This is a genomic window from Zavarzinia marina, from assembly GCF_021568905.1.
Lineage (GTDB): Bacteria > Pseudomonadota > Alphaproteobacteria > Zavarziniales > Zavarziniaceae > Zavarzinia > Zavarzinia marina.
The window spans coordinates 200706-222029 of record NZ_JAKGSB010000002.1 but is presented as its reverse complement, the minus strand read 5'-3'; the positions used below and the strand labels follow the sequence as shown (position 1 = coordinate 222029).

The following is a 21324-nucleotide window of genomic DNA, read 5'->3' as shown; positions in this document are numbered from 1 at the left end:
TCGCCCCGGCGCAGGCCGGGGCGATGCAATGTGTTTGATTACAGTGCCTTGGCGCGGTCGCGCAGGATGAATTTCTGGACCTTGCCGGTGGAGGTCTTGGGCAGTTCCTCGAACACCACCGTGCGCGGCACCTTGTAACCCGCCAGATTGTCCTTGCAGAAGGCGATCACCTCCGCCTCGGTCAGGCTCTCGCCCGCCTTCAGGCTGATGAAGGCGCAGGGCGTTTCGCCCCATTTCTCGTCCGGGCGGGCGACGACGGCGGCTTCCAGGATCTTCGGGTGCTTGTAGAGGACGTCCTCCACCTCGATGGTCGAGATGTTCTCGCCGCCCGAGATGATGATGTCCTTCGAGCGGTCGCGAAGCTGGATGTAGCCGTCGGGATGGATGACGCCCAGGTCGCCCGAATGGAACCAGCCGCCGGCGAAGGCTTCCTGCGAGGCCTTGGGGTTCTTCAGGTAGCCCTTCATGACCAGATTGCCGCGGAACATGACCTCGCCCATGGTCTTGCCGTCGCGCGGCACCGGTTCCATGGTCGCGGGATCCATGACGTCGAGGCCGGCCAGCATGGGCGATTTCACGCCCTGGCGCGCCTTCAGCTCGGCCTGCTTGTCGGCGGGGAGCGCGTCCCAATCCTCGTTCCAGGCGCAGAGCGTCGAGGGACCATAGGTCTCGGTCAGGCCGTAGAGATGGGTGATCTTGAAGCCGTTCGCTTCCATTGCCGCGATGACGGCGGCGGGCGGCGGGGCGGCGGCGGTGAAGAGTTCGACCTTGTTGGGCAGCGGCTTCTTCAGGTCGGCGGCGGCGTTGATCAGCATGCCCATGACGATGGGCGCGCCGCAGAGGTGGGTCACCTTGTGCTCGGCGATCGCCGAATAGATGGCGCCGGCCTCGACCCGGCGCAGGCAGACATGGGTGCCGCCGACGACCGCCAGCGACCAGGTGAAGCACCAGCCGTTGCAGTGGAACATCGGCAGGGTCCAGAGATAGACCGACGAACCGGTCATGCCGGCCGAGACGATGTTGTCGACTGCGTTCAGATAGGCGCCACGGTGGTGATAGACGACGCCCTTGGGATTGCCCGTCGTGCCCGAGGTGTAGTTCAGGCTGATGGCGCGCCACTCGTCGTCCGGACCCGTCCAGGCGAAGTCCGGGTCGCCGGCGGCGATGAAGTCCTCGTATTCGATGTCGCCGAGGCGGTCCCCCTTGCCGGTATAGACCGGATCGTCGATGTCGATGACGAGCGGCTTCACCTTGCACATCTCGAGCGCCGGCTTGATCACATGGGCGAATTCGCGGTCGGTGATCAGCACCTTGGTCTCGGCATGATCCAGGGTGAAGGCGATGGTCGCGGCATCGAGGCGGATGTTCAGCGTGTTCAGGATCGCGCCCAGCATGGGCACGCCGAAATGGGCGTCCAGCACCGGCGGGATGTTCGGCGCCATGACCGAGACCGTATCGCCGAGGCCGACCCCCTTCGCCGCCAGCGCCGAGGCGAGGCGCCGGGCGCGGGCATAGGCATCGGCATAGGAGATGCGGCGGTCGCCATGGATGATGGCGGTCCGGTTCGGATAGATCGCCGCCGAACGTTCCAGAAAGCCGATGGGCGTCAGGGGAACGTAGTTGGCGGGATTCTTGTCGAGGTCGGTTTCGTAAGGATTCGTCATCGTCTTCTACGTGCCCCCTTGGCGAGGCTTATTGGCGGTTTCGAGAACTGGCCCTCTCGACGCGGTGTTTGGCGGCCGCCGGGGTTCGGCGTTGTCGTTGTTATGTGGCGGCCTCGACGACCTGTACCGTCCCCCGATAGATCATGTCCAGCGCGACATAGGTAACGACCGCCAGACCGACATAGGCGATCCAGTGGTAACGCTTGAGAAGCTGGGCCACCAGGGTGGCGGCCGCGCCCATCAGCGCGATGGACAGGATGAGGCCCGCCGCCAGCACCCAGAGATGCTCCTTGGCTATGCCGGCGACGGCGAGAACATTGTCGAGCGACATGGAGACATCGGCCAGGATGATCTGGCCGACGGCGCCCCGAAAGGTGGTCGGCGCCTTCTCGCCCGGCAGGAATTCCTCCTCCGCGTCCTCGCCGCGCTTCGCCTTGCGCTGGGCCTCGATCTCGCGCCACATCTTCCACGAGACCCAGAGCAGCAGCAGGCCGCCGGCCAGGGTCAGTCCGATCAGGCCCATCAACTCGGTGGTGACCGCCGCGAAGCCGATGCGCATGACCATGGCGCCGACGAGGCCCCAGAAGATCACCTTGCGCCGCATCTCGGGCGCCACGGCCGAAGCGGCGATGCCGATCACGATGGCATTGTCGCCGGCCATCACCAGATCGACCAGGACGATGCCGCCGAAGGCGACCAATTGTTCGGTCAGCAGATTCCAGTCCACGATGACTCCTCGATACGGCGGCACGGGGCCGGCCTGCGTCAGGCCTCGGTCTCCACGGGACCGACCAGCACCTTGTCCACCCGCCTGCCGTCCATGTCCATGACCTCGAAGCGATAGGGGCCGAGGTCGAACTTGTCCCCCGCCGAGGGGATACGCTTCAGGCGGTGCATCATCAAGCCGCCCAGCGTGTTGTAGTCCGCATCCTCGTCATACGCCTCAGGCATGCCGAGAAGGTCCCACAGCCGGTCGAGGGAATAGCCGCCGTCGATCAGGAAGGAGCCGTCGTCGCGCTGCACGACCGAACGCTCGTCCTCGGGCGTGTCCGCTTCCTCGAGTTCGCCGATCAGGGCTTCGAGAAGGTCGGTCAGGGTGACGAGGCCCTGGATGTCGCCATATTCGTCGACGATCAGGGCGATCGGGCTGCCGTTCAGGCGAAACGCCTCCAGCGCCTTCAGGGCGGGCGTCGTCTCGGGGATATAGAGGGCGGTGTGGATCGCGGCGTCGAGATCCGGCGCCTTGCCCTGCCGCACCTGGGCCTGCGCGAAGAGATCCTTCACCTGGACGAAGCCGAGCACGGTCTTGGTCGTGCCCTTCTTCACCGGGAAGCGGGAATAATGGCTCTCGGTGATCTTGCGCCAGGTCTCTTCCGGCGGGTCGGTGACGTCCAGCCATTCGATCTGCGGGCGCGGCGTCATCAGGGCGTCGACATAGCGGTCGCCCAGACGCAGCGTCATTTCGACGATGGCGCGCTCCGCCTCCTGGAAATGGCCGGCGGCGGCGCCTTCCTGCATCAGGACGCGCACTTCCTCGTCCGTCACCTCGGGTTCCTTCGAGCCCTGGGGCAGGATCTTCAGGACCATGTTGGTCGAGAAATTGATCAGCGCGACGGCCGGCGCCGCGACCACCGACAGGAAGCGCAGCGGCCGCGAGACGAAGAGGGCGACGGATTCCGCCCTGGCCAGCGCCAGGCGCTTCGGCACCAGTTCGCCCAGGATCAGCGTCACATAGGTCAGGCCGGCGACGATGATCGCGATCGCCATCGTGTCGGCATAGGGCGCCACCGAGGGAAAGCCGGCCAGGAATTCCGACAGCGGCCCGGCCAGCGCCTGGCCGCCGAAGGCGCCGGACAGCGTGCCGATCGCCGTGATGCCGATCTGGACGGTGGAGAGGAACTTGCCGGGGTCGCCGGCAAGGTCGAGCGCGGTGCGGGCAGCCGCGCTGCCGGCATCCGCCGCCCGCTTCAATCGGGCCCGCTTGGCCGCCACGATGGCCAGTTCGGCCATGACGAGGAAGCCGTTGAGCGCGACGAGCAGGACGAGGATCGTAAGGTCGAGAGTCATCGGAGGGTATGGTTACTCCGCGCAGCATAGCATGAACGCGGCGCAGCGCATCGTTCTAATCCGCCCGATGCCCGCAGAAGACGAAATGACGCTGGCGAAAAGCCCGGTCGGGCCGGCACTTGCGACCAAAGTGTGACGGGCATCGGCGGATTGGACGTTGAAATCCACGCCCGCATTTTGCTGAATCCGCGCCATAGAGAAAAATCAGCCGAACGGGGAGGACACGACCGTGGGCGCCTATTCCGAAATGTATGCACGCTGGCAGGCGGATCCGCAGGGCTTCTGGAACGAGGCGGCCCAGGCGATCGACTGGATCGAGCCGGCGGCCCAGGTCCTCGACGACAGCGCCGCGCCGCTCTATCGCTGGTTCCCCGGTGGCACGGTGAACACGGCCTGGAACTGCCTGGACCGCCACGTCGAGGCCGGGCGCGGCGATCAGGACGCCCTGATCTACGACAGCCCGGTGACCGGCGTGAAGGCGCGCTTCACCTATCGCGAGATGCGCGACGCGGTCGCCCTTCTGGCCGGTGCCATGGCCGAAAAGGGTGTCGAGAAGGGCGACCGGGTCATCATCTACATGCCCATGGTGCCCGAGGCGGTGATGGCCATGCTGGCCTGTGCCCGTCTCGGCGCCATCCATTCCGTCGTCTTCGGCGGCTTCGCCGCCAAGGAGCTGGCGACCCGCATCAACGACGCCAAGCCGAAGGCGATCCTCACCGCCTCCTGCGGCGTGGAGCCGGGGCGCACCGTCGCCTATAAGCCGCTGCTGGACGAGGCGATCGACCTCGCCACCAACAAGCCGGACTTCACCTTCGTCCTGCAGCGCCCGATGCTGGAAGCCCCCCTGGTCGCGGGCCGCGACTTCGACTGGGCTCAGGTGGTCGGGGCCGCGGCGCCGGCCGACTGCGTGCCCGTCGCCTCCACCGATCCGCTCTATGTCCTCTACACCTCCGGCACCACGGGCGTGCCGAAGGGCGTGGTGCGCGACAATGCCGGGCACATGGTGGCGCTCGCCTGGTCGATGAAGAACATCTACGGCGTCGCGCCCGGCGAAGTGTTCTGGGCGGCCTCCGACGTCGGCTGGGTCGTCGGCCATTCCTATATTACCTATGGCCCCTTGCTGATCGGCGCGACCACCATCCTCTACGAGGGAAAGCCGGTCGGCACGCCCGACGCCGGCGCCTTCTGGCGCATGATCGCCGAATACGACTGCAAGGTGCTGTTCTGCGCCCCGACGGCCTTCCGCGCCATCAAGAAGGAAGATCCGGAGGGCAAGTTCCTCGAGACCTACGACATCTCGGGCCTGCGCACCCTGTTCCTGGCGGGCGAGCGCGCGGACCCGGACACCGTGCAATGGGCGGAGCGCATGGTGAAGGTCCCGGTGATCGACCATTGGTGGCAGACCGAATCGGGCTGGCCCATGGCCGCCAACATGGTCGGCGTCGAGCTGCTGCCGGTGAAATACGGCTCGCCCACCTGCGCCGTGCCCGGTTACGACATCCGCGTCCTCGACAACGAGAACAACGAGGTGAAGCGGGGCGACATCGGTTCCATCGTCGTGAAATTGCCGCTCGCCCCCGGCGCCCTGCCGACGCTGTGGCACAACGACGAGGGTTATATCCGCTCCTACCTCTCGGATTTCCCCGGCTACTACAAGACCGGCGACGCCGGCTATATCGACGAGGACGGCTATCTCTTCGTCATGAGCCGGACCGACGACATCATCAATGTCGCCGGTCATAGGCTTTCGACCGGCGGCATGGAGGAAGTGCTGGCCTATCACCCCGACGTCGCCGAATGCGCGGTCATCGGCGCGGCCGATGCCCTGAAGGGTCAGGTGCCGGTCGGCTTCGTCGTCCTCAAGGCCGGCGTCAACCGCCCGGACGAAGAGATCGAGAAGGAACTGGTGAAGCTGGTGCGCGAGAAGATCGGCCCGGTCGCCGCCTTCAAGACCGTGACCGTCGTCAAGCGCCTGCCGAAGACCCGCTCGGGCAAGATCCTGCGCGGCACCATGCGCAAGATCGCCGACGGCGAGAAATGGTCGATGCCGGCGACCATCGACGATCCCATGATCCTCGACGAGATCACGGATTCGCTGCGCACGGTCGGCTACGCCAAGACGGAGAAGGGCGCGGCCTGAACCGTCGCCCCCCGCGTCGTCCCGGCCAAGAGCTTTAAAAGGATGGCGCGGCCGGAGGGACACATCCGGCCGCGCCGAGGTTCGATCCGGCGGCGCTGGGGAGTGGCGGAAGCCAGGCCCCGGATCGGGACCGGCCGGCGGCGGGGGGAAGTGCCGGGGCCGGATGGGAGTCAGGGGCGGCCGAAGACGGCGGCGAGCCCCGATTTCAGGCTGCGGGCTGTGCCGAGGCGCCGGCCGAGATCGATCCAGCCGCCCAGCGCCACCCGGAAGGGATTGCGGGTCGGCGCGCCATCCACCCGGCCGTAGCGCAGTTCCTCTGCCGGGACGGGCTGGAAGGTGCCGAACATTCGGTCGAAGACGATGGTCACGCCGCCGAAATTGCGGTCGATGCAGACGTCGTTCACCGCATGGTGGACATGGTGGTGGCGCGGCGTGTTCATGACCGCCTCCAGGGGGCCGAGGCGCGGCATCCAGGCCGTGTGCAGGAACAATTGGTAGAAGAGATTGGCCGCCAGCATCGCCAGCACCGCGAACGGCGGAAAGCCGATCAGCACCAGCGGCAGATAGAACAGGAAGCCGCCCGTCAACTGCCCGCCCCAGCCCAGCCGAAAGGCGGCGGTGAGGTTCAGCCTCGTCGCCGAATGGTGGACGCCGTGGGTCGCCCACAGCAGGCGGACACGGTGCATCGCGCGGTGATGCCAGTAGTAGCAGAACTCGACACCGAGAAAGAGCGCGGCAAGACCGAGCGGTGTCGCCGGATCGATTTCGAACGGGCGAAGCTCGGCGGCGGCGAACAGGGGCACCAGTACGAGGGGCGCGGCGATCAGCCCGATCAGGCGCTGGCCGGCCATGATCACGCCGGTCGCCGCCGTCTCGCCGAGGTCGTAGGCGGCCCGCCCGCGATACCAGGAGAGGCCGGCCTCGATCGTCACGAGACCGATCAGGATCAGGAGCGGCACCAGGCGCGGGCCGGTGCCGGCCAGGGGCGATTGCAACAGCGCTTCCATCGGTCCTCGTCCTGATGCGATACCCCCTCCCCCCGCTCGGGGAGAGGGGTTGGGGTGAGGGGGGAGTCGAGATCCCGCCGCTTACTGCTGGGCCGCGCGCGCGGCCTTGGCTTCCTCGAGGGCGGCGATGCAGTCGGGCGAGACCTGCGACTGCTTCTCCTTCAGGCATTGCAGGATGCGGCCGCCGCCGGGCTGCACGTCGGGGCACAGGGTCTGGACGTCGTTGGTGCAGGCGGCGCGCACCTTCTGGGCGATCGGCCCGCCCTGGGCCATGGCGGCGGGGGCGAGGGCGGGAACGGCGGCGGCCAGGACGACGGTGATCAAGGCGAGCTTGCGGAACATGGGGCTTTTCCTTCGGGCTATTCGGATCAGTTGGCGGGGGTGACGGTGACGCTCTTGTCGACCTCGACGGCGCCGCCGTTCGGGCCGGTCGCCGTGCCGGAGTAGGACCAGGTGCCGTTGCCGTCGGTGGTGCCGGTGCCGTTCACGGTGGCGCCGCGCGGGCCGGCCGCGCTGCGGCTGGCCGAATAGGTACCGTCGCCATTGTTGCTGACGCCGCGGTTCGAATACCAGGAATTGCCGCCCCGGGTGGTGCCTTCGCGGCTGCGGCCGCAGGTGCCGTTCAGGCAGCCGCTGTCGAGGCTGCGGGAATAGGAGCGGCCGCCGGCCCCGGTGCCGGAAACACTGCGGTCGCGGGCGAAGCTCTCGGCCGCGGCGCCGGCCAGGGCAAGCGTGGTGGCCAGGGCGGCCAGGGTGATCTGCAGGGGCTTGTTCATGATCGCTCTCCTTCGAAAATCATTTCCTGATCGGGCGAAATCCGTTTCCCCATCGGGAACGAGGGCGATCTTGGGGCCGGCGCTTTGCCCGGATGTTTCGGGCGAGGGCGGATTTGTAACGATTTGTTACCGCCCTTGCGCCCGGCCGGGGTTGGCGGACAATCGCGCCATGACGATGAAGACCATCCTCCTGGTCGAGGACGACGCCGAGATCCGCGACCTTCTCTCCCATTTCCTGCGCCGCGAGGGTTTCGCGGTCGAAGGGGCGGCGGACGCCCGCGCCATGGACATGATCCTGGCGCGCATGGTGCCGGCGCTCATGGTCCTCGACCTCATGCTGCCGGGCGAGGACGGGCTTTCGATCTGCCGCCGCCTCGCCGGGCAGGTGCCGTTCCCGATCGTCATGCTGACGGCGAAGGGCGAGGACGTGGACCGCATCATCGGCCTCGAGATCGGGGCCGACGACTATCTGCCGAAACCCTTCAACCCGCGCGAACTGCTGGCGCGCATCAGGGCCGTGCTGCGCCGGGGCGAGCGTCAGGCGGCGGCGCAGGCGACGCGGCGGCTGCGCCTGTTCGATCTCGTGGTCGATCTCGACGGGCGCATGGTCGAGACCGCCGCCGGGGAGCGGGTCGCCCTGACCTCGGCCGAATTCGACCTTCTCGCCTGTCTGGTCGAGCATCCGCGCCGGGTGCTCAGCCGCGACCAATTGCTGGACTGGACCCGGGGGCGCAGCGCCGATCCCTTCGACCGCACCATCGACGTCGGCATCTCGCGCCTGCGCCGCAAGCTCGAAGCGGCCGATGCGCGCGCCGCCCAGGGCATCACCACGGTCCGCAACGGCGGCTACATCCTGTCCGCCGACATCGAGGGCATCGGGCCGTGATGGCGCGCGTGGGCATCGTCGGGCGGCTGATCCTGATCCTGCTGGCGGCGCTGGTGCTGGTGCAACTCGTCACCACCGCGATCTATCTGTGGCGCCGGGACCAGGCCTTCGACGCGCGGCTGAGCTCGCCGCTCGCCGATCAGGCGACGGCCATGGTGGCCCTGGTCGAGAAGGCCTCGCCCGAGGAACTGCCGGTCCTGCTGCGCGCCTTCAACGGACCCGATCTCCTGGTCACGGTCGCCGACGGCCATGGCGCGATCCGCGACGAACGCCAGCCCCGGCGGCCGATCGAGGCCCTGATCCGCGAGAGCCTGCCGCCGCTCGACCCGCCGCGCCTCGTCTCCATCCAGTATCAGCCGTCGCGGGACGGATCGGCGCCGCGCCGCCGCATCCTCGGCCGGTTCATGGCCAACCGGGTGGTCGTCACCGTGGGCCTTGCCGACGGGCGCTATCTGAAGGCGGTGGCGGACGGCGAACTGATGACCCGGCTGTTCGGCCTTCAGCCGGGCTTCTTCGCCGGCATCATCGGCTTCACCGTCGCCCTGCTCGCGGTGGTCCTGTTCACACGGGAATCCCGGCCGCTGCGCCGCCTCGCCGGGGCCGTGCAGGCCTTCGGCCGCGATCCCGAGCCGCGCCCGGTGAAGGAGGCCGGTGCGTCGGAGGTCCGGGTGCTGATCCGCGCCTTCAACGACATGCAGATGCGGCTCGCGGACCTGATGCGAAACCGCGCCTTCGTGCTGGGGGCCATGGCGCACGACCTGCGCACCTATCTGACGCGGCTGCGGCTGCGCGCCGAAATGCTGCCCGACGATTCCGATCGCGAAGGCTGGGTGCGCAATCTCGATCACATGCACCAACTGGTCGAGGACAGCCTGACCTTCGCCCGCGTCAGCTTCGGCGCCGATCGCGGTGCCCGTTCGGACGTCGCCCGCATCCTGACCCACGAGGTCGAGGAGCGCGCGGCCCTCGGCGCCGCGGTGACGGCCGGTACCATGCCGGCAGGCCCGCTCGCCGTCGTCGGCAGCGAGGCGGCGATCGCCCGCGCTCTCGGCAATCTGGTCGACAATGCTCTCAAATACGGCGGCTCCGCCGAGCTTTCGCTGACCGTGGAAGGCCCCTTCGCCGTGCTGGCGGTGGAAGACCGGGGGCCGGGCATCCCGCTCGACATGCGCGCCGCGATCGGCACGCCGTTCCAGCAGGCCGATGCGGCGCGCACCCGGAACGGCGGCGGTGCCGGCCTCGGCCTCGCGATCGCCCGGGAAATCGCCGCCGGCCTCGGCGGCGGCCTGGAAGTCGGCGATCGGCCGGGGGGCGGCGCCCGAGTCGTGCTGCGCCTGCCCCTGGCCCCCGGGGCGGCCTGACTTCAATCCTCGCCGTCCGGCGCCTTTTCCGCCTCGCGGCCGCGGGCCTGGGCCTTGCGGCGTTTCAGGTTGTCGCGCAGCGCCTGGGCCAGTCTTTCCGCCTTCAGGTCGGCTTCGGTCTTTCGGGGGGCGGGTTTGTCGGTCATCGCATGTCGATCAAGATGACGAAGGCGTCAGCTTCGGGTTAGGCTTTCCCGCATCATAACGAAAAGCGACATCGCCGGGCAAACCGGCGGCGCAAGGGGAGAGAGACATGCATCCGGGAATCCACGCCCAGAATACGCCCGACAAGATCGCCTATCGCATGGCCGGCAGCGGCATCGCCGTCACCTATGCCGAGCTGGAGGCGCGGGCCAATGCCTGTGCTCATCTGTTCCGCGATCTCGGCCTGAAGCGGGGCGACGGCATCGCCATCATCATGGAGAATCATCCCCGCTTCTTCGAGGTGACATGGGCGGCGCTCCGGGCCGGTCTCTATTATACCGCGATCTCGACCCGTCTGACGGCGGCGGAGGCGGCCTATATCGTCAACGACTGCGGCGCCAGGCTGCTGGTTACGTCCAAATACATGGCCGATCTCGCGACCCGGGTGGCGGGGCAAGCGCCGGCGCTTTCGACCCGGCTGATGATGGACGGCACCGCCGCCGGCTTCGAGTCTTACGAGGACGCGGTGGCGGGCAAGCCCGCGACCATGATCGCCGATCCCTCCAACGGCGCCGACATGCTCTATTCGTCGGGCACCACGGGCCGGCCCAAGGGCGTGAAGGTGCCCCTGCCGGAAGAGGAATACGGTCAGCCCGGCACCCTCTACATGCTGAACGCCGCGCTCTATCAGCCGAATGCCGAGACGGTCTATCTCTCGCCCGCGCCGCTCTATCACGCCGCCCCCTTGCGCTTCTCACTGACCATGATGCGCTTCGGCGCCACCGTGATCGTGATGGAGCACTTCGAGCCCGAGCACTATCTGGCCCTGATCGAGAAATACCGCGTCACCCACACCCAGGTGGTGCCGACCATGTTCGTGCGCCTGCTGAAGCTCGATCCCGCGATCCGTAGCCGATACGACGTCTCGTCGCTGCGATGCGCGATCCACGCGGCGGCGCCCTGTCCGATCCCGGTCAAGGAACAGATGATCGACTGGTGGGGCCCGGTGATCCACGAATATTACGCCGGCACGGAAGGCAACGGCTTCTGCGCCATCACCAGCGCGGAATGGCTGGAACACAAGGGTTCGGTCGGCCGGGCCATGCTGGGCGTGCCCCATATCCTGGACGACGACGGCAACGAACTGCCGCCCTATGAGCCGGGCGCCATCTTCTTCTCCGACGGGCCGCAGTTCGAATATCACAACGACAGCGCCAAGACGGAGAGCAGCCGCAACGACAAGGGCTGGTCCACCCTCGGCGACATCGGCTATCTGGACGCGGACGGCTATCTCTATCTGACCGACCGCAAGGCCAATATGATCATTTCGGGCGGGGTGAACATCTATCCCCAGGAAGCCGAGAATCTGCTGATCACCCATCCCAAGGTGGCCGACGTCGCGGTGTTCGGCGTGCCCGATCCCGAATGGGGCGAACAGGTGAAGGCCGTGGTCCAGCCCGCCGACATGCGCGACGCCGGGCCCGACCTGGAAGCCGAACTGATCGCCTTCTGCCGCACGCATCTCTCCCACGTCAAATGCCCGAAGACGGTGGACTTCGAGGCCGAACTGCCGCGCCATCCGACCGGCAAGCTCTACAAGCGTCTCCTCAAGGACCGCTACTGGCAGGGCGAGACGCGGCGCATCGCCTGAGGTCTTGGGGGCCTGAGGTTTCTGTTTCGGGACCTGAGGTTTCGAGACCTGAGGTTTCGAGACCTGGGGTTTCGGGGCCGCGTCTTCACCTCGCCATATTGTCGGGTCAGGCTCCGCCCCGAGGCCTGTGATCCACGTCACGCGCCGCCCCGGACAAACCTGCGATCATACCCTCGAATATGTCCGTGATCGTATCGGCAAGTCCGGGGCCCTGGTGTAGGATCGGCCGGCATCTGAGGGGGGTCGAATCATGACGCGCGTCGCCTCGACGTTTCGCAATCTGCTGTGTGCATTGGCCCTGACGGGCGCGGCGTTCGGGGTGACAGCGGCGGCATCGGCCACCGATTTCGGCGAATTGTCGAGCCGCGCGGATTCGTATCGCGCCGACGTGCTGCGCGAGAACCGGGATGCCGCCCGAAACGCCGCCGACGCCAAGAAGGCGCTGGACGCGGCCAAGGTCGCGGCGGAACGCCAGCGCTGGTGGCAGGCCGCCAATCTCTATGAAAGCGCGATCGCCTATGGCGCCGACGACGGCGCGACCTGGTCGGCACTGGCCGAAGTGCAGCTGCGCAATTCCAACTATTGGCGCGCCACCGGCGCCGCCTTCCGCGCCTTCGACAAGGCGACGACGCCCGAGACGCGCGTGGCGGCCCTCGACATCCTGGGCACGGCGCTGGAACGGAACGGCGATCCCGAAGCCGCCCTCGACGCCTATCGCAAGGCGGTGGAAATCAAGTCCAGCCCCGATCTTCTGGAGCGCGTGGCCCAGCTCGAGGAAGCGACGCGCTTTCGCGTGATCGGCGCCTATGCCCAGGACAATGCCGACCAGCCTTCGATCTGCCTCGAATTCTACGGCGATCTCGCCGCCGGCACCCGGTTCGAGGATTACGTCGAGGTGACGCCGTCCTTCGACGCCGCCTATGTCATGAAGGGCAATACGCTCTGTGTCGAAGGCGCGCGCTTCGGCCAGGCCTATGACATCATGGTCGCCAAGGGCCTGCCCGCCGCCTCCGGCACCCGCCTCGACCGGGTCGAGGAGGGCGCGGTCTCGATCGGCGACCGGCCGGAGAGCCTGGGCTTCACCCAGGACGCCTATATCCTGCCCAAGGTCGGCGCCACCGGCATTCCCCTGCAGTCGGTCAATCTGGACAAGGCGGCGCTCGCCCTCTACCGGGTCGACGACCGCAACATCGTGCCCATGATGACCTATGGCAACCTGATGTACGCCCTGTCGAACTGGGGTACGCGCGACATCGAGGATACGACCGGCGAACTGGTCTGGAAGGGCGAGGTTTCGATCGAGAACGAGCGCAACAAGCGCGTCGTCACCGCGATCGACATCGAACAGATGCGCAAGACCGCCGAGCCCGGCATCTATGTCCTGACCGCCGTCCCCGCCACCGGCGAGATCGAGGGCTGGGAAGACATGGCGACCCAATGGGTCGTCGTCACCGACGTCGGCCTGACCACCTTCGCCGGCAACGACGGCCTGACCGTCGTCGCCCGCTCGCTTTCGACCGGCAAGCCCATGCCGGGGATCGAGGTCGGCCTCTATGCGCGGAACAACGACGAACTGGCCCGCCTCGCCACCGACGAACAGGGCCGGCTGCGCTTCGATCCCGGCCTGATGCGGGGCGAGGGCGGACGCCAGCCGACGGCGGTCATGGCGTTTGCGGGCGGCGGCGATTTCACCCTGCTGGACCTCTCGGGCCCCGCCTTCGATCTGTCCGACCGGGGCGTTTCGGGCCGCATGCAGCCCGGCCCCCTCGACGTCGTCGCCTATGCCGAACGCGGCGTCTACCGCCCGGGCGAGACGGCGCACGTCATGGCCCTGCTGCGCGACGATGCGGGCAATGCCGTCGACGGCCTGCCGCTGACCCTGACCATCCGCCGTCCGGACGGTGTCGAGGTCGAGCGCCGCGCCCTCACGCCTGGCGGGGCCGGCGGCTATCAGATCGATTGGGCGATCGGCGCCTCGGCCCGGACCGGCACCTGGACCCTGTCGTGGCATACGGATCCCGACCGCCCGGCGATCGGCGGCCTTTCCGTGCTGGTCGAGGACGTGGTGCCCGCCTCGGTCGAGACGACGGTCGCCACCAGTGCCGAGACGATCGAGCCGGGCCGCAAGCTCGACCTGACCATCGATGCGCAATATCTGTTCGGCGCGCCGGCGGCGGATCTGCGCTCTTCCCTCCAGGTGGTGATCGGGGCGACCGACGAACCCTTTCCCGATCATGCCGACTACAGCTTCGGCCTCGTCGACGAGACGGTGGCGGCGAAGCGCGTCAACGTCGACGAGGTGACGACCGACGCCAAGGGCCATGCCGCCTATGAGATCACCGTGACCGACCTGCCGGACACGGTGCAGCCGCTGGCCGCCGTCATCCGCGCCGACGTCTACGAGAGCAGCGGCCGCCCGATCGCCCGGCGTCTCGAAATGCCGGTGCGCAACCGCCCGCTCTGGATCGGCCTGAAGTCCGGCTTCGAGGATGCGCGCCTCGCCGAGAACGGCACGCCCTCGTTCCAGGTGATCACCCTGGACCGCAACGGCAAGACCCGGCCCGCGCGCGATCTGCGCTGGTCCCTGATCAAGGAAGACTGGAATTACCAGTGGTATTATCGCGACGGGCGCTGGGCCTATGAAGTCGTGGTGCGCGACCGCCTGATGTCCTCCGGCACGCTGGACGTCACGGGCAAGGCGCCGGCCATGCTGGAGGCCCCCGCGGTCGACTATGGCCGCTATCGGATCGAGGTGACGGACGCCGCCACCGGCGCCGCGAGTTCGCTGCGCTTCCAGGCCGGCTGGTTCGTCGCGCCGACCATCGGCGACACCCCCGACAAGATGACGGTGACCGCCGACAAGGACCTCTATGTTCCGGGCGAAAATGCCCATATGCGCATCCAGGCGCCCTTCGCCGGCGAATTGCTGCTGACCATCGCGACCGACCGCGTGCTCGAAACCCGCAGCATCGCCCTGCCGGCCGAAGGGCTGGACATCGATGTGCCCGTGTCCGAAGCCTGGGGCGCGGGCGCCTATGTCCTCGCCACCGCCTTCCGTCCGGGCGAGGCGCCGGGCGAGGGGGATACGGCGCGGGGCCCGGGCCGGGCCATCGGCCTCGCCTGGCTCGGCATCGATCCCGCCGCGCGAAGGCTCGACGTCGCGATCGCCGGGCCCGATGTGGTGACGCCGCGCCAGAAAGTCTCGATCCCGATCGAGATCAAGGGTATCGCCGGCGCCGCCCCCACCTTCGTCACCGTCGCGGCGGTGGACGAGGGCATCCTGCAACTGACCGATTTCGAAACCCCGGACCCGGTCGCCCAACTCTTCGGCAAGCGCCGTCTCGGCCTCGACATCCGCGATGCCTACGGCAAGCTCCTGAACGCCAAGCTGGGCAAGCCCGGTGCACTGCGCGAAGGCGGCGACGGCGATGCGCTCGGCCGGCGCGGCGCGCCGCCCTCCGACATCAAGATGGTGTCCCTGTTCTCGGGCATCGTCGCCCTCGATCAGGACGGCAAGGGCACGATCGATCTCGACGTGCCGGATTACAACGGCCGCCTGCGCCTGATGGCCATCGCCTGGAACGCGCGTCAGGTCGGCGCCGCCGACCGCGGCCTCACCGTGCGCGACCCGGTCGTGGTGCTGTCGTCGACGGCACGCTTCCTCGCGGTCGGCGATAGTTCGCGCCTCACCGTCACGCTCTCCAACGTCGGCGGCACGCCCGGAACCTATACGGTCACCGCCGCCGGCGACGACGTGGTGACCGTCGACGGCGGCAAGCCCGCCAGGCTCGACCTCGCCCTCGGCGCGACCGGCACGGTCACGCTGCCGATCAAGGCGGTCGGCGCCGGCCTCGGCAAGCTCGCCCTGACCGTGGAAGGGCCGGGCGATTTCCGGCTCGAGCGCGAGATCGGCCTCGGCACCCGTGCGCCGCAACTTCCCTCGGTCGACCGGCTGGTGCGCCAATTGAAGCCGGGCGAGGGGCTGTCCGTCGGGCCGAAGGCGCTCGCGTCCTATGTGCCCGGCACGCCGGAACTGCTGCTCAGCCTCAGCCCCCGGCCGAATGTCGACGTCGCGGGCCTGCTGCGGACCCTCGACCGCTATCCCTATGGCTGCCTGGAGCAGACCACGAGCCGCGCCCTGCCGCTGCTCTATGTCGGCGAGGTGGCACGCCTCTGGGAACAGAAGGACGAGCCGGACATGACCGCGCGCGTCCAGAAGGCGATCGGCCGCATGCTCGAAATGCAGCGGGGCGATGGTTCCTTCGCCCTCTGGAGCTATGCCGGCCAGCCGGAGCCCTGGCTCACCGCCTATGCCATGGACTTCCTGACGAGGGCCCGGGCGGAAGACGTGAAGGTGCCGGAATTCGCCTATCGCCGCGGCCTCGCCTGGCTGAAGCGCCATGGCGAGAACCGGCGCGACGACGGGCCGGACGCGCTGGCCTCGCGCGCCTATTCGCTCTATGTCCTGGCGGCGGCAGGGGTCGGCGAATTGGGCGCGACCCGTTACATGCATGACGCCGTCGGCCTCGACCTGCCGACGCCGCTCGCCATGGCGCAGGTCGGCGCGGCGCTCGCCCTCATGGGCGACGGCGGTCGGGCGGCGGAAGCCTTCGATCGCGCGCTGGCGGCCCAGGAGCGGCGCAACGTCGGCCGCGACTACGGCAGCCGCGTGCGCGATCTCGCCGCCATCGCCACCCTCGCCATGGAAGCCAGGGTGCCGGGCATCGACGCCGAAGCCCTGGCGGCCAAGGTGACCGACATGGTGGCGGGCCAGCGCTGGCTCTCGACCCAGGAAAGCGCCTGGCTGCTGCTGGCGGCGCGGGCGCTCGCCGACGGCGGCAACAAGATGACGGTCGCGGTCGGCGGCGAGGCGATCCCGCCGCGCAGCACCGCCTATTCGATCCGGCCCGACGTTGCGACGGTGGCCAAGGGCGTTCGCCTGGACAACAAGGGCGAGGGCTCGGTCTGGTACACCGGCACGGTCATCGGCGTGCCCAACAGGGACATGCCGGCGGAAGGCAACGGCATGACCGTCGGCCGCCGCTTCTTCACCCTGGACGGCAAGGCGATCGATCCCAAGGCCGTGCCCCAGGGCACCATGATGGTGGCGGTGGTGACCGGCGAGACGACGTCCGGCCAGGACAACCAGCTCATGGTCATCGACCTGCTGCCCGCCGGCTTCGAGATCGAGAACCCCCGCCTCGCCGGTTCGGCCACGGCGGAGGAGATCGGCTGGCTGCCGGAGATGACGGTGCCCGATTATTCCGAGGCCCTGGACGATCGCTTCGTCGCGGCCTTCAACACCTCGGGCCGCCAGAAATTCGCCATCGCCTATATCGTCCGCGCCGTGACCCCCGGCACCTATCGCGTGCCGGCGGTGGTGGCGGAGGATATGTACCGCCCCGAGTATCGCGGCCGCGATGCCATGGGCACGGTGACTGTATTGCCGGTGAAATAGGGCGGGTTCAGCTCCTCACCCCAACCCTCTCCCCAGGGGGGCGAGGGGGCTGACAGAGCACTGAACGAACTCCCTCGCCCCGCTTGCGGGGAGAGGGCGGGGGTGAGGGGAAATCCCCTTACTGTCCGATGTCGACGAAGGGAACGGCGGTGCCGGGGACCATGGTCTGGGGCAATTGGCCGTTCCATCGTTCGGCGCGGATCATGTCGATCAGGGCCGGGTTCTCCTTCATGGCGATGCCCTTGGCGCGGATCGCGGAAGCCTCCGCCTCGCCGCGCAGGCGGATCGCCTCGGCTTCGGCGCGGGCCTGAAGGGCGCGGGCGTCCGCTTCGGCGCGGGCCTGGACCACGGTCGAATCCGCCTGGCCCTGGGCGGCGGTGCGGCGGATTTCGGCCTGGACCTTCTCGCGTTCCAGGTTCTGGCGCAGTCGCGTCACCTCGACCTCGGCCTGCATGCGCTGCTCGATCGCCTGTTCGAAGGCATCCGAGAAATCGATGTTCTCGATCTGCACGCTGCTGACCAGAATGCCTTCGTCCGCCACCGCCTCGCGCAGGCTCTCGGTGATCTCGGCGACGAGGCGCGAGCGTTCGCCGACGATGGTCGGGGCGTTGTAGCGCCCGAACACCGCCTTGGTGCGGTCGAGGAGGGCCGGCACCAGCACGCGGTCGGCGTAATTCACGCCGAGGCGGGCATAGATGTCCGGGGCCTGGCCGGCATTGATCCGGTAGTTGACGGACATATACATCTCCGCCGCCTGGATATCCTGGGAATAGGCGGCGACCTGCGCCAGTTCCAGCTTTTCCGTGCGGGTGGAGAGGGCGACGACGTCGTCGACGATCGGCATCTTGAAATGAAGGCCGGGGCCGGCGACGTCATGGACCGCGCCGTTCCGCAGTACAACGCCGACTTCGCCCTCGTCGATCGTGTACCAACTCGACATCACGACGACGGCGCCGAAGAAGACCGCGGCGCCGATGCCGACACGCCGCAAAACGGCGCCCGGCCCCTGTTTCAACATGGACATCTCGTTCCCCCCGGGAGCATAAGTCGGTCGCCCGCCGGGTGGTGGCGGTGCGGCGCGGCGAATCCCCCCGGATCGCCCTATCGCCCGCATGCCGCCGTGCCTGGGCCCGGTTCCGTCATGGAAGTGACCGATCCGGACGTTAGCCTATCGCGTGTCGCCGAGGGAGCCCTCAAATGTCGTCCGGTCCTTTTGATCTCGCCGTCGTCGGTGCCGGCATCGTCGGCCTCGCCCATGCCCTGGCGGCCACGCGGGCGGGCAAGCGCGTGGTGGTCATCGACCGGGACGCCCAGGCCAACAGTGCCTCGATCCGCAATTTCGGCTTCGTCACCGTGACCGGCCAGCAGGTCGGCACGGTCTGGAACCGCGCCCGGCGCAGCCGCGACATCTGGGCCGAGGTGGCGCCCAGGGCCGGCATCCCGGTGATCCACCGGGGCACCGCCGTGATCGCCCATCGTCCGGAAGCCGCCGCCGTGGTCGAAGCCTTCGTCGCCCATCCCGAAATGGGCCCGGGCTGCGAGATGCTGACGCCGGCGCGGATGGCGGAGCGTCTGCCCTTGCTGCGTCACGAGGACGCCGCCGCCTGCCTGTGGAGCCCGCACGAGATGCGGGTGGAGCCGCGCCACGCCATTCCCCTGCTCGCCGCCTGGCTGGAGCGGGAGAAGGGCGTCACCTTCCTGCGCAACACCCTGGTCAAGGAGATCGAGCTGCCGCGCGTGAAGACCACGTCCGGCACCGTCGAGGCGGGGCAGGCCGTGGTCTGCCCGGGCGGCGACCTGCTGAGCCTCTATCCCGAGGTCTGGGCGAAGCGCGGCCTCGACCTCTGCAAGCTGCACATGCTGCGCCTCGCGCCCCAGGGCGCCGGCTGGGTGTTGCCCGGTTCGATCATGAACGACATGTCGCTGGGGCGGTATCTCGGCTTCTCGGAACTGCCGGCGGCGGCGGACCTGAAGGCGGTGCTGGCGGCGGAAGAGGGGCCGAGCCTCGAGAACGGCATCCATCTGATCGTGGTGCAATCCGCCGACGGCTCCCTGGTGGTCGGCGATTCGCATCATTACGCGGCGACGCCCGATCCCTTCGCCCCCGACGCGGTCGACGAACTCATGATCGGCCACGCGCGCCGGGCCCTTCGCCTTCACAGCGACCGGGTCGTCGAACGCTGGCTCGGCGTCTATCCCCATTCGGCGACGGCGGCGGCCCTGATCGAGGACGCGGCGCCCGGCGTGCGCGCGGTCATGGTGACCAGCGGTACCGGCATGTCCACGGGTTTCGCGCTGGCCGAGGATGCGCTCGCCGGATGGCTTCAGTGATAATAAAAGACTGGCATCGGGCGGTGGCAGGTCCTATGTGATTGGCGGGGATGATCAGTCACTTGCGGACGAGCGGCGAAGGATTCCAATTCGCCGCCGGCCGCGATCCGCGGACACCCGTGGGGACCACAACCACCTGAGGATTGCGATATGGCCTTCAAGCTTCCCGAACTGAAATTCGATCCGAGCGCCCTCGCCCCCGCCCTGTCGGCCGAGAGCTTCTCGTACCATCATGGCAAGCACCATCAGGCCTATATCACCGTCGCGAACGAGATCGTGGCGGCGACCCCGGCCCTGCAGGGCAAGACCGTCGAGGAAGTGGTGAAGATCGCGGCCGCCGATCCGGCGGGCAAGAAGCTCTTCAACAATGCCGGCCAGCACTACAACCACACCCTCTACTGGCTGTCGCTCTCGGTGCCGGGCTCGACCAAGCCGTCGGCGGCCCTGTCGTCGCTGATCGACGCTTCCTTCGGTGATTTCGCCGGCTTCAAGAGCGCCTGGACGACCGCGGCGCTGGGCCAGTTCGGCTCGGGCTGGGTGTGGCTGGTGAAGGACGGCGACAAGCTGGCCATCACCACCACCGGCAATGCCGAGACCCCGCTGACCGCCGGCAAGGACGCGCTCGCCGTCATGGACGTCTGGGAGCACGCCTATTACATCGACTACCGCAACAACCGTAAGGGTTTCGCCGAGACCTTCATCGACAGCCTGGTCGACTGGAGCTTCGTCGAGAAGCGCATGGAAGAGGTCACCACCCTCGACGCCGGCGCCTGATCGAAGGCCGAAACGAAGAGGGCGGTGGTGCTTCGGCACCGCCGCCCTTTTTCTTTGCGCGGATCACGGGAGCAAGATCAGGCGCCCGCGTCGTCCTTGTTGTAGCGTGCCATATAGCGCTCCGTCAGGGTGTCGCAGGGCACCATGATGAAGCAGTCGACGGTCTTGAATTCGGGATCGATCACCGCCCCCTCGCCGACATAGCCGCCGAGCCGCAGATAGCCCTTGATCAGGGGCGGCAGGGTGCGGAGCCCATCGCGCGGGCTGATCGCCGTCTTGGGCAGCCGGTCCATCGAGACGAAGCGTTCCGGCAAGGCGCGCACGCGCCGCTCCGGCGGGGCCATGTGGTTGTGGTGCAGATAGGACAGCGGCACCGCCAGGGCATCCGGGTCGGTGCCGTGCAGGCTGCCGCAGCCGAACATCAGGCTGATCCGGTGCTCGACGATATAGCCGGCGATGGCGCGCCACAGAAGCTGGATGACCGCATTGGTGCGATATTCCGGGGCGACGCAGGAGCGGCCGAGTTCCAGGAAATTGTCGTCCGCCCGGCGCTGGCGCTCCAGGACCGAGAGATCGAATTCGCTGGCGGAATAGAAGCCGCCGTGCTCGCGCGCCACGTCCTCGCGCAGCAGACGATAGGTGCCGACCACCGCCGGCTCGCCGGCCGCGACCCCGTGGTCCAGCACCAGAAGATGGTCGCAGATCGGATCGAAGCGGTCGAAATCACGCCGTTCCGCCGCCAGTTCGGGTGTCGGCGTCGCGCCCATCTCGTCGTAGAAGACACGATAGCGCAGGCGTTGCGCGGCCAGCAGTTCCGCCGCGTCCTTGGCGAGGCGCACTTCGAGGTCGGCGACATTGACCGAGCGTCGGGCAGGCGCCACCTCGTCCAAGGCGTCCTCGGTCTTCACGTTGTTCAGGGCCACGATCGTCCTATTTCATGTGCACCCCGGTACGACGTCCCCTATCGGTCGGGCGTCTTCCGGACGGCCGCATTTCGTCCCCGACATGTGCCCTTGCGGACCGCGTCCCCTGGCCGGGCGCCATGTCGAACACGGGTTTACCTTA

At 68.1% G+C, this 21324-nt stretch carries 16 protein-coding genes; 7 read left to right on the top strand and 9 right to left on the bottom strand.

The window, feature by feature from the left end:
- Window positions 1–38 precede the first annotated feature (38 nt).
- The 3 genes from L2U69_RS06820 to L2U69_RS06810 form a co-directional block, all read right to left on the bottom strand.
- Window positions 39–1664, bottom strand: coding sequence for an acyl-CoA synthetase (locus L2U69_RS06820; RefSeq protein WP_236106040.1), 1626 nt, complete (start codon window positions 1662–1664; stop codon window positions 39–41).
- Window positions 1665–1764: 100 nt separating this feature from the next.
- Window positions 1765–2391, bottom strand: coding sequence for a YjbE family putative metal transport protein (locus L2U69_RS06815; RefSeq protein WP_236106039.1), 627 nt, complete (start codon window positions 2389–2391; stop codon window positions 1765–1767).
- A 38-nt stretch (window positions 2392–2429) separates the two neighbouring features.
- Window positions 2430–3731, bottom strand: coding sequence for a hemolysin family protein (locus tag L2U69_RS06810; RefSeq protein WP_236106038.1), 1302 nt, complete (start codon window positions 3729–3731; stop codon window positions 2430–2432).
- A 247-nt stretch (window positions 3732–3978) separates the two neighbouring features.
- Here L2U69_RS06810 and L2U69_RS06805 point away from each other — a divergent pair, with 247 nt between their 5' ends.
- Entirely contained in the window at window positions 3979–5871 is a 1893-nt protein-coding gene (locus L2U69_RS06805) for a propionyl-CoA synthetase (protein WP_236106436.1), read from the top strand.
- A 170-nt stretch (window positions 5872–6041) separates the two neighbouring features.
- Here the strand turns inward: L2U69_RS06805 and L2U69_RS06800 are convergent, their stop codons facing one another.
- The 3 genes from L2U69_RS06800 to L2U69_RS06790 all read right to left on the bottom strand — a co-directional run bounded on the left by L2U69_RS06800 (window position 6042) and on the right by L2U69_RS06790 (window position 7654).
- Window positions 6042–6878 (bottom strand): sterol desaturase family protein, encoded by an 837-nt coding sequence (locus L2U69_RS06800; RefSeq protein ID WP_236106037.1) that lies wholly within the window; start codon window positions 6876–6878, stop codon window positions 6042–6044.
- An 81-nt stretch (window positions 6879–6959) separates the two neighbouring features.
- Window positions 6960–7220 (bottom strand): cysteine rich repeat-containing protein, encoded by a 261-nt coding sequence (locus tag L2U69_RS06795; RefSeq protein WP_236106036.1) that lies wholly within the window; start codon window positions 7218–7220, stop codon window positions 6960–6962.
- Window positions 7221–7246: 26 nt separating this feature from the next.
- Entirely contained in the window at window positions 7247–7654 is a 408-nt protein-coding gene (locus tag L2U69_RS06790; RefSeq protein ID WP_236106035.1) for a hypothetical protein, read from the bottom strand.
- 169 nt (window positions 7655–7823) lie between these two features.
- Here L2U69_RS06790 and L2U69_RS06785 point away from each other — a divergent pair, with 169 nt between their 5' ends.
- Both L2U69_RS06785 and L2U69_RS06780 read left to right on the top strand, forming a co-directional pair.
- Window positions 7824–8540, top strand: a complete 717-nt coding sequence (locus L2U69_RS06785; protein ID WP_236106034.1) for a response regulator — start codon at window positions 7824–7826, stop codon at window positions 8538–8540.
- Window positions 8540–9901 carry an ATP-binding protein gene (locus tag L2U69_RS06780; protein WP_236106435.1) on the top strand — a complete coding sequence of 454 codons (1362 nt, stop codon included), beginning with the start codon at window positions 8540–8542 and terminating at the stop codon, window positions 9899–9901. The genes L2U69_RS06785 and L2U69_RS06780 overlap by 1 nt, the downstream gene beginning before the upstream one ends.
- A gap of 2 nt (window positions 9902–9903) precedes the next feature.
- Here the strand turns inward: L2U69_RS06780 and L2U69_RS06775 are convergent, their stop codons facing one another.
- Window positions 9904–10047, bottom strand: a complete 144-nt coding sequence (locus tag L2U69_RS06775) for a hypothetical protein (RefSeq protein ID WP_236106033.1) — start codon at window positions 10045–10047, stop codon at window positions 9904–9906.
- 107 nt (window positions 10048–10154) lie between these two features.
- Between L2U69_RS06775 and L2U69_RS06770 the strand changes: the two genes are divergently transcribed.
- Together L2U69_RS06770 and L2U69_RS06765 are read left to right on the top strand one after the other, a co-directional pair.
- Window positions 10155–11696, top strand: a complete 1542-nt coding sequence (locus L2U69_RS06770) for an AMP-binding protein (RefSeq protein ID WP_236106032.1) — start codon at window positions 10155–10157, stop codon at window positions 11694–11696.
- 250 nt (window positions 11697–11946) lie between these two features.
- The gene (locus L2U69_RS06765; RefSeq protein ID WP_236106031.1) at window positions 11947–17154 is read left to right on the top strand and encodes an alpha-2-macroglobulin family protein; all 5208 of its coding nucleotides are present in this window, start codon (window positions 11947–11949) and stop codon (window positions 17152–17154) included.
- Window positions 17155–17272: 118 nt separating this feature from the next.
- On the opposite strand, the gene L2U69_RS06760 is transcribed toward L2U69_RS06765, so the two are convergent.
- Complete coding sequence (locus tag L2U69_RS06760; RefSeq protein WP_236106030.1) at window positions 17273–18178, bottom strand: SPFH domain-containing protein; 906 nt, start codon at window positions 18176–18178, stop codon at window positions 17273–17275.
- Window positions 18179–18351: 173 nt separating this feature from the next.
- On the opposite strand from L2U69_RS06760, the gene L2U69_RS06755 reads away from it, so the two are divergent.
- Both L2U69_RS06755 and L2U69_RS06750 read left to right on the top strand, forming a co-directional pair.
- Window positions 18352–19485: a TIGR03364 family FAD-dependent oxidoreductase gene (locus L2U69_RS06755; RefSeq protein ID WP_236106029.1), complete on the top strand. Its 1134-nt coding sequence runs from the start codon at window positions 18352–18354 to the stop codon at window positions 19483–19485.
- Window positions 19486–19635: 150 nt separating this feature from the next.
- On the top strand, window positions 19636–20259 hold the full coding sequence (locus L2U69_RS06750) for a superoxide dismutase (RefSeq protein WP_236106028.1): 624 nt from the start codon (window positions 19636–19638) through the stop codon (window positions 20257–20259).
- Between the two features lie 77 nt (window positions 20260–20336).
- On the opposite strand, the gene L2U69_RS06745 is transcribed toward L2U69_RS06750, so the two are convergent.
- Window positions 20337–21182, bottom strand: a complete 846-nt coding sequence (locus L2U69_RS06745) for a GNAT family N-acetyltransferase (RefSeq protein WP_236106027.1) — start codon at window positions 21180–21182, stop codon at window positions 20337–20339.
- Window positions 21183–21324: the final 142 nt, after the last annotated feature.

Bases quoted from the DNA above. Each gene is read 5' to 3' on its own strand.
- L2U69_RS06785 (WP_236106034.1), top strand. From the start codon at position 7,824: ATGACGATGAAGACCATCCTCCTGGTCGAGGACGACGCCGAGATCCGC.
- L2U69_RS06770 (WP_236106032.1), top strand. From the start codon at position 10,155: ATGCATCCGGGAATCCACGCCCAGAATACGCCCGACAAGATCGCCTAT.
- L2U69_RS06760 (WP_236106030.1), bottom strand. From the start codon at position 18,178: ATGTCCATGTTGAAACAGGGGCCGGGCGCCGTTTTGCGGCGTGTCGGC.
- L2U69_RS06755 (WP_236106029.1), top strand. From the start codon at position 18,352: ATGTCGTCCGGTCCTTTTGATCTCGCCGTCGTCGGTGCCGGCATCGTC.
- L2U69_RS06790 (WP_236106035.1), bottom strand. From the start codon at position 7,654: ATGAACAAGCCCCTGCAGATCACCCTGGCCGCCCTGGCCACCACGCTT.
- L2U69_RS06750 (WP_236106028.1), top strand. From the start codon at position 19,636: ATGGCCTTCAAGCTTCCCGAACTGAAATTCGATCCGAGCGCCCTCGCC.
- L2U69_RS06795 (WP_236106036.1), bottom strand. From the start codon at position 7,220: ATGTTCCGCAAGCTCGCCTTGATCACCGTCGTCCTGGCCGCCGCCGTT.
- L2U69_RS06780 (WP_236106435.1), top strand. From the start codon at position 8,540: ATGGCGCGCGTGGGCATCGTCGGGCGGCTGATCCTGATCCTGCTGGCG.
- L2U69_RS06805 (WP_236106436.1), top strand. From the start codon at position 3,979: ATGTATGCACGCTGGCAGGCGGATCCGCAGGGCTTCTGGAACGAGGCG.
- L2U69_RS06800 (WP_236106037.1), bottom strand. From the start codon at position 6,878: ATGGAAGCGCTGTTGCAATCGCCCCTGGCCGGCACCGGCCCGCGCCTG.
- L2U69_RS06765 (WP_236106031.1), top strand. From the start codon at position 11,947: ATGACGCGCGTCGCCTCGACGTTTCGCAATCTGCTGTGTGCATTGGCC.
- L2U69_RS06820 (WP_236106040.1), bottom strand. From the start codon at position 1,664: ATGACGAATCCTTACGAAACCGACCTCGACAAGAATCCCGCCAACTAC.
- L2U69_RS06810 (WP_236106038.1), bottom strand. From the start codon at position 3,731: ATGACTCTCGACCTTACGATCCTCGTCCTGCTCGTCGCGCTCAACGGC.
- L2U69_RS06775 (WP_236106033.1), bottom strand. From the start codon at position 10,047: ATGACCGACAAACCCGCCCCCCGAAAGACCGAAGCCGACCTGAAGGCG.